Annotated in this window: 3 protein-coding genes and 1 pseudogene; all 4 read left to right on the forward strand. The window is 36.2% G+C overall.

From position 1 onward, the window contains the following. Positions 1-128: pseudogene (locus tag ACFINX_RS09080) on the forward strand (DUF3792 domain-containing protein); the annotation flags it as partial. 883 nt (positions 129-1,011) lie between these two features. Beyond that, positions 1,012-1,395, forward strand: coding sequence for a hypothetical protein (locus ACFINX_RS09085; protein WP_375638862.1), 384 nt, complete (start codon positions 1,012-1,014; stop codon positions 1,393-1,395). A gap of 598 nt (positions 1,396-1,993) precedes the next feature. Further along, entirely contained in the window at positions 1,994-3,358 is a 1,365-nt protein-coding gene (locus ACFINX_RS09090) for an MFS transporter (protein WP_375624198.1), read from the forward strand. A gap of 1,273 nt (positions 3,359-4,631) precedes the next feature. After that, positions 4,632-5,702: an abortive infection family protein gene (locus tag ACFINX_RS09095; RefSeq protein WP_375668707.1), complete on the forward strand. Its 1,071-nt coding sequence runs from the start codon at positions 4,632-4,634 to the stop codon at positions 5,700-5,702. Positions 5,703-6,802 lie beyond the last annotated feature (1,100 nt).

A 6,802-nucleotide genomic window follows, 5' to 3' on the forward strand; every position in this document is an offset into this window, starting at 1 on the left:
CTAAAGCCACAAAAACAGCCTCCAATATGGGGTGGTGGGGCTTTTTAGGAAGTCTGGTAGGCGCCATTATTTCCAGTATTTTTGGCTATTATGGTTATAGAAGCCGTAAGGACACTTTCATGCTTTAAAACGTCTACCTGTCTACCTTTAAAGCAAATACATAAAAAGCTGCACGCATAGTGCAGCTTTTTTGCAAAATTTTCTTGATTTTTCATGCTTTTCAACACAACAAGAATTTTCGAAATCCACATGAATCTTTTATAATCGTGAGAGACAAGATTCAAAATAAAAGATTTTTTTCAATAATTCTATTTTTTTATGTTTTTCCTTTAAAAAACTTCTTAAATGAAGTGTTGACTCCATCGATTATATATATATGCCATTACAGCATAACAAATATGCGACTCTTGCTCTATTTTTTCCATTTAAGCCAAACGAATTTCGCAAAAAAATATTCCTCTACGATCAACAACTTTTCTCAATATGGAAACCATATCAATCTTACATCTCATGTAAGAGAGAGCATTATGCGGTTAACATTTCATCCACACACAATATGAGAGAATAAGTTGAATTCTCTGATACAAAGGGAATACCAACCTACCAAATTATCTATTCTTAACAAAGCAACACTCTCACCACTTCAATACCAGTATTTTAGTTTGAGTATACGAACACAATTTACATTCTAGATTAAATGTATCAAATAAATAATGAACATAAAATCTATGAATAAACAATGGTTTAACTTTACATGCTTCAAACAAAGGACAAAATTCTATAATCATGTGTTATTAAATTTTTTTTTGTAAATATTTTATACAGATATCAAAAATCGTACCATTGCTTTCAATACAAGAAACCGACATAAAAAATTTCATATTGAATGACCAAAATAGTCTTTTACAAATTGCGATATTAGAGCAAAAACTTCATTGGCTAATTATACGAAAAAATAAAATAGAAAATGCATTTTAATAAATATAAAAGCAAATTGTTTTATAAAAGAATATGACAAAAACTGATAAATCAATTTATGATCATGTTATTTATGATTCAGATATTGAGTTCAGTTTTGCACAATCGTTTGAAAAAAACGATGAGATTAAAGTTTATGCGCAACTGCCTAAATGGTTTAAAATTGATACACCTCTTGGATCATATACTCCCGATAGGGCTGTATTACTCGAGCAAGATGGGCAAGGAAAACTGTATTTTGTTGTGGAAAGCAAAGGAAGTATTTTCGAAGACATGTTGTGCGATCTGGAAAAAGCAAAAATCCATTGCGGTCATGAACATTTCAAAGCTTTAGGAGAAAATACCCAATATATTGTTTCTGATAATTATGAAACTTTTATCGATCAAGCAATTCAAAAAGATACCACAACAACTTGAAAAAATATTTGGGCTATGGAAACAACCCTCCCCTGTTGTTTATAAAATGCACCTTTTTCCTACTCTATAATTTACAAGCCCTTCCTTATAACCGATTTTAATTTTTATTAAACAATCAAGAGATTGTCGAATATTTTCCAGAAAGGGCTGCACATTTAAGAAAAGAAAATTATAAACTATTGAGAATACATTTGACACCTAAACAATCATTTAAGCATAAAAAATGATATATAAACAAACATTGGATTTTTAAGTCAATAATTTGATTTATAAAGATTTTCACATTTTTCATGTTAAATAATAAATGCAAATGGAGCAGGCATGCACGTCTCGTGTAGGTTCTGCTTTTGCTCTCATGCAAAGTGAATTGACAGAAAACAGACTCCTCGATAAACTCATCAAAATCAGCTTAACTGATGGCTTCATTTTGGAGGAAGAGGGGTTTGTACACAAGAGAAGCATTTGGGGACCATCAGCACTTCCAATCACATTCATTCCAATATCAAAACCGCAGACATCACAAACATGTGTTAATTTTTTAAAGTCTGTGAATGGGGCGGGACCCATATCTAAAAGAATATCAACAGGGGGCATAATAATGCAAAAGAGAGATTCCTATACAAAAACAGAAAGGTATGTCATATATACCGTCATTATTTCCAGCATACTTCCTCTGCTGGACGGGAGCATTGTCAATGTCATCCTTCCTAACCTTGCGCATTATTTTTCAGTCGGAGAAAATAATATACAATGGGTTGTAACATCCTATTTTCTCGCCACCGTTCCAGGGCTGCTAATGGCCGCTTTTGTGCAAGGAAGAATAGGTATCAAAAGCACTTGGTTTCTTGCAAGCTTCATTTTTATGCTTGGATCACTGGGGGTAGGATTAAGCTATAATTTTCCAACTATTATATCTGCCCGTATCGTTCAAGGTTTCGGGACAGGTCTTTTGCTACCCCTTAGCCAAACCATCATTGCCTTACAATTTGGACAGACACGCGTGCGCCAAGCCATGGGCACCATAGCCGTACCAACAGTTTTCGCTCCTGCCTTTGGTCCGCTGGTAGGCGCCTCACTTGCTCAGTATGTCTCTTGGCGTTTGTTATTTTTTATTAATATTCCGCTTATTTTATTGGCACTCACCCTTGGAGCAAAACATTTAAAGAGCAACGAAACAACAAAAACAAAATTTAACTTATTTGCATTTTTAGCGTTTTCCATCTCCCTTCTTTCGTTTTTTTATCTCACAGAAGCCAGAAATATCAATAACCACAACACCCTCTTTATCCTAGCGCTTATAGCCGTGATATCTCTCATATTATTCATTGTTTCTAATCAGAAAGCAAAAAACAAATTAATCGTCTTTAGCGGATTTCAAAATGCGCGCTATACATTGCTCATGATCATGGGGCTCGTTGCTTCATTTCTTTTTTATAGCTTCCTCGTTTATTTCCCACTAGCCGTTGCCATGGGAGGAAACTATGAAAAGAGCCTTCTCATCATCGGTGCCCTCCTTGCTCTGCAAGGGGTAGGTGCGTGGATTGGCAGGAAATTTATTTACCAAAAATGGAAAGAAAAATCTCCCTTTTTCATGATAGGAATTGGTTTAGTGATATCAAGCTTTGGGTTATTATGCTTCGGCTATAATATAAGCATGGATGGACTGGGATTCTTGCTAAGAGGCATAGGACTTGGCATCACCACCATTGTCTGCCTTTCCGCCCCCATCCAATATGTCAACAGTTTATACGTCAAAGATACAGCCGTTATCACACGCATATTACAGCAAATAGGTGGTGCCTTAGGGGGTATATTCGCTGGCTTTTTGATCCATTCTCTGACAGAAGAATACCTGTCCTTAAACCAAACATATATCGTATTCTTCATATTCTCTATCGCTGCATTTTTACTGTTTTGCCTAGCCCTCCTCTTATCGCGTAAAGAGAAGAATTTTGATTTATGATATGCTTTATTTGAACTCCCTATCCATAACATTGGCAATGGCATATAAAATCATACAGCATTTACCACTTTTCGAGAAACCAACACACTGAGACCTTGACCACAGCCTTCATCATTTTTATGAAAAAACACTAAACCGATAAGCTCCTTAAGCTCTAAAATTGATCACCTCCAGCAACGTACGGTGTTTGTAATTTTATGATACCTCTGTGCTTTTAAATCCCTCTAAAAACCTCTTGAAATATGGGATTTTCTGATCAGACCTTTGCAAAGATCCACGAAATTAAGCACGCATTTCAATGCGGAATAGTCCCATAAATGCGCTAACAGACGCCCTACCGACCCAGCATAGAATATAGAACCCGCCCCCGCGCACGCCCCTATAAATGCTAATCATCTTTTACCACACACCGCGATGTGAAAAATCGCACTGTATTGCAAACTTGATAATGTTATTCGCCCCTTTTCAAAGTCATTGAATCACTATGCTTCCGTAACCGCAATAGGTTCAAATGAAACTGAAGCGACAAAAACAGCTGGTAAAGCAGCATCTTCTCTCCATTTCATTGTTAACTGTCATAACAAATCTCCCCCGCTTTAATAAAAAAGCCCTCTCTCATTGAGAAAGAAATTTTAAAAACATTGAAAATCATGAAGCACGATGACAGACAGCAAACCATCTCTAAAAAGACTGTTTCTTGATTTTCACAGCGTACTCTTAGATTTCTCTAACATTTTCCTGCCTTTAAATTTTCCTTATAAGTTTTACGGACAAAAGAAGCTTTTCAGAACTCTTTTACACATAACTTCATTGCTTCAAGCTCCCTTACAGACACGATAAACGTTTATATTTTCATCTCTACCAAATACGCGAGATTAACAGCGGATATCATGAAAACAGTCTTTTTATAGAAAACAGTAAGCTTTAACGGAATAAACGAGATTTTAAACTAGCCTCCCGCATTACTCTATACCGGTTATGCAAATAAAGAGCGCCATCTACTTTTTCTGACAAGCAAAGAACACACACAACATTTAGTAACATGCCATTATTGAAATTCTTGTCACAAAACCTTCCTTTCAGGGATTATGCGCATTGCCTGCTTCCTTCTCTCCAATAAACAATCTGCCAATAAAGAATGCTATTGCAGTTACGATAATACAAAATTATACTTCTGTTCTCATTCTATATTTTTCCAATTATCACGCATTATTCACCCCCTTCACTGCTTCACTGTTATAACAATGAAAGGAGAAAAAAATTAAAACACAATATGGCATTTCTCTTTCACAAATCTTATATAAGCCACAAAATTGTTGCGCGACTTTCTAAGCAAGGTCAGGCAATAAAATCATATTCTAAAAACCACTCAACATACCACTTTTTGATATTACAAAGATACAAAATGCAATTATCGTCTCCGCAAACAATATCTCAGAAAAACAAAATCCCTCCTGCAACAATTAGGGCACTCTCTCAAATATTACCAAAGTACTATTGGCCAGAGAATTTGGATGCCTTATTCTTTTATACACCATCTGCTCCTCATGAGTACCTAAGTGATGATAAAGAAGTCACGATTAAGAAACGACTAGATACAATCAATGTAAAATGCAATGAACCGCTTGAAGTCCTTGGTCCCCTGCTTGGTGATTTTTTGGACAGCGAGTTTCATAAGTTAGTCGGATTCATATTTCAAGACATACCAGAAGACCAAATGCTACAAGAGCTTAAAGAAGATCAACGTAAAATTTTAGAAACGTTAAAGAAAGATGGATTAGAATATCAGCGTGGAGGATATATTATCAAGAATGAGGTGACCTTCACACAAGAATTGCAAAAAGCTGGTCTCCTCTCGATGGAAGAGCTACAAAAACGTATTGCAGAGAAAGAACTTTCAGCAGTAGAAATCGAAATAAATAGAGCATTAGAAAATATAGAAAAAGATCCAAGGGAGGCAGTTCTATTTGCAGCAAATCTGTTGGAAGCCTCTTGCAAAGCTTATCTCGACCACCATTCTATCCCATATGCAGAAAACGCCCGTAATAATCTGCCCGCTTTATGGGAAGAAGTCGTTAAGAAAGCTAAGATCCATCCCGAAGATATGAAGCAAGAAAACTTAAAAAATCAAGATCTAGATGAAAATGACTTAAAAATGATCGCATCCGGTCTGTATCAAATTGTGCGCGGTACTATAAAGTTAAGAAACAAGAAAGGTGCAGCGCACGGCCGCTCAGAAAAGGATTTTGAACTAATCAATCTCAAGCCTCGCCATGCGCGTTTAACTTTTAATGCCGCCCATTCCCTCTCAATTTATATTTTAGAGCTCATGGATCAGCCATAATAAAAAACATATCACGACTACCAGCATTTTCTCGTGCCATTTTTAATGCCTAAAAAGCATTAAAGGGGAGTGGCTGCTTCTACCCTACAAAACCAAATATTTCTATAGCATGACAACATGAGTAGTCACACCGCTCTATGGTGTTCCTCTTCCCCGCGTTTCTAGGCTCCGCTTCTAAAGTCAGTGGCAATTTCTGTAAATGCAAAAGCCGCCCTTAAGGATGACGAATGAGGATGGTGCAAAAGTATTGCCTTGATTATTTTTTTTAAGAACAAACTAGCTAGTGTACTATTTTTGGAAAGCTCTCGTGCAGAAATATTATGATGGAGAAGCTAGTCATTATGATAAAAACACAAGTCTTAACTCCGTAAAGAGAGAAAATCTGAGCTTAGATTTAATTCCTACAAAGCCTTTATGCGCGTAAATTACGTACCTATACGTTCTTCCCCTACCCTACTTAATTTTATAATAAGACAGCTCCGTATAAAAAACAGCACTATTCTTACATACCATAACCATTTTCTCTTTACAGGCTTTCTGCTATCAACATAACACTTTTTGCAAAAGGTTTGCATCATCACAATGATCATAGGCATAGGCTCGCTACCCAAAAAGCTTTCTAGGTAAAAATCCGCCTTAGTATTTAGTGGTATAGATAGTTTGGAGTTCAAGGAATTGTGTACAGTTTTTTGTTACAAATTGTTTTGAGGATGACGATATACAGGCTACACATAAGACAAAGGGAGAGATGACATAAGAACCAAGAGAATCTGAGTTTAGATCTAATTTCTACAAAGCCTTTATGGCGCGTAAATTACATACCTATACGTTCTTCCCCTACCCTACTTAATCTTATAATAAGGCAGCTCCGTATAAAAAACGGCACTATTCTTACATACCATAGCCATTATGTATGTTAGGATAGTGTAAAAAGCTGTTATTTCTCTATCTGAGCCGTAAAGCACTGCCCCCACAGATCATAGGCATAGGCTCGCTACCCCAAAAAGCTTTCTAGATAAAAATCCCCCTTAGTATTTAGTGGTATAGATAGTTTGGAGTTCAAGGAATTGTGTACAGTTTTTTGTTACAAAAAGTTGGCA

Origin of the sequence: Bartonella sp. AP36NXGY, assembly GCF_042195865.1 — a bacterium.
Classification (GTDB): domain Bacteria; phylum Pseudomonadota; class Alphaproteobacteria; order Rhizobiales; family Rhizobiaceae; genus Bartonella.

Bases quoted from the DNA above. Each gene is read 5' to 3' on its own strand.
- ACFINX_RS09085 (WP_375638862.1), top strand. From the start codon at position 1,012: ATGACAAAAACTGATAAATCAATTTATGATCATGTTATTTATGATTCA.
- ACFINX_RS09090 (WP_375624198.1), top strand. From the start codon at position 1,994: ATGCAAAAGAGAGATTCCTATACAAAAACAGAAAGGTATGTCATATAT.
- ACFINX_RS09095 (WP_375668707.1), top strand. From the start codon at position 4,632: ATGGCATTTCTCTTTCACAAATCTTATATAAGCCACAAAATTGTTGCG.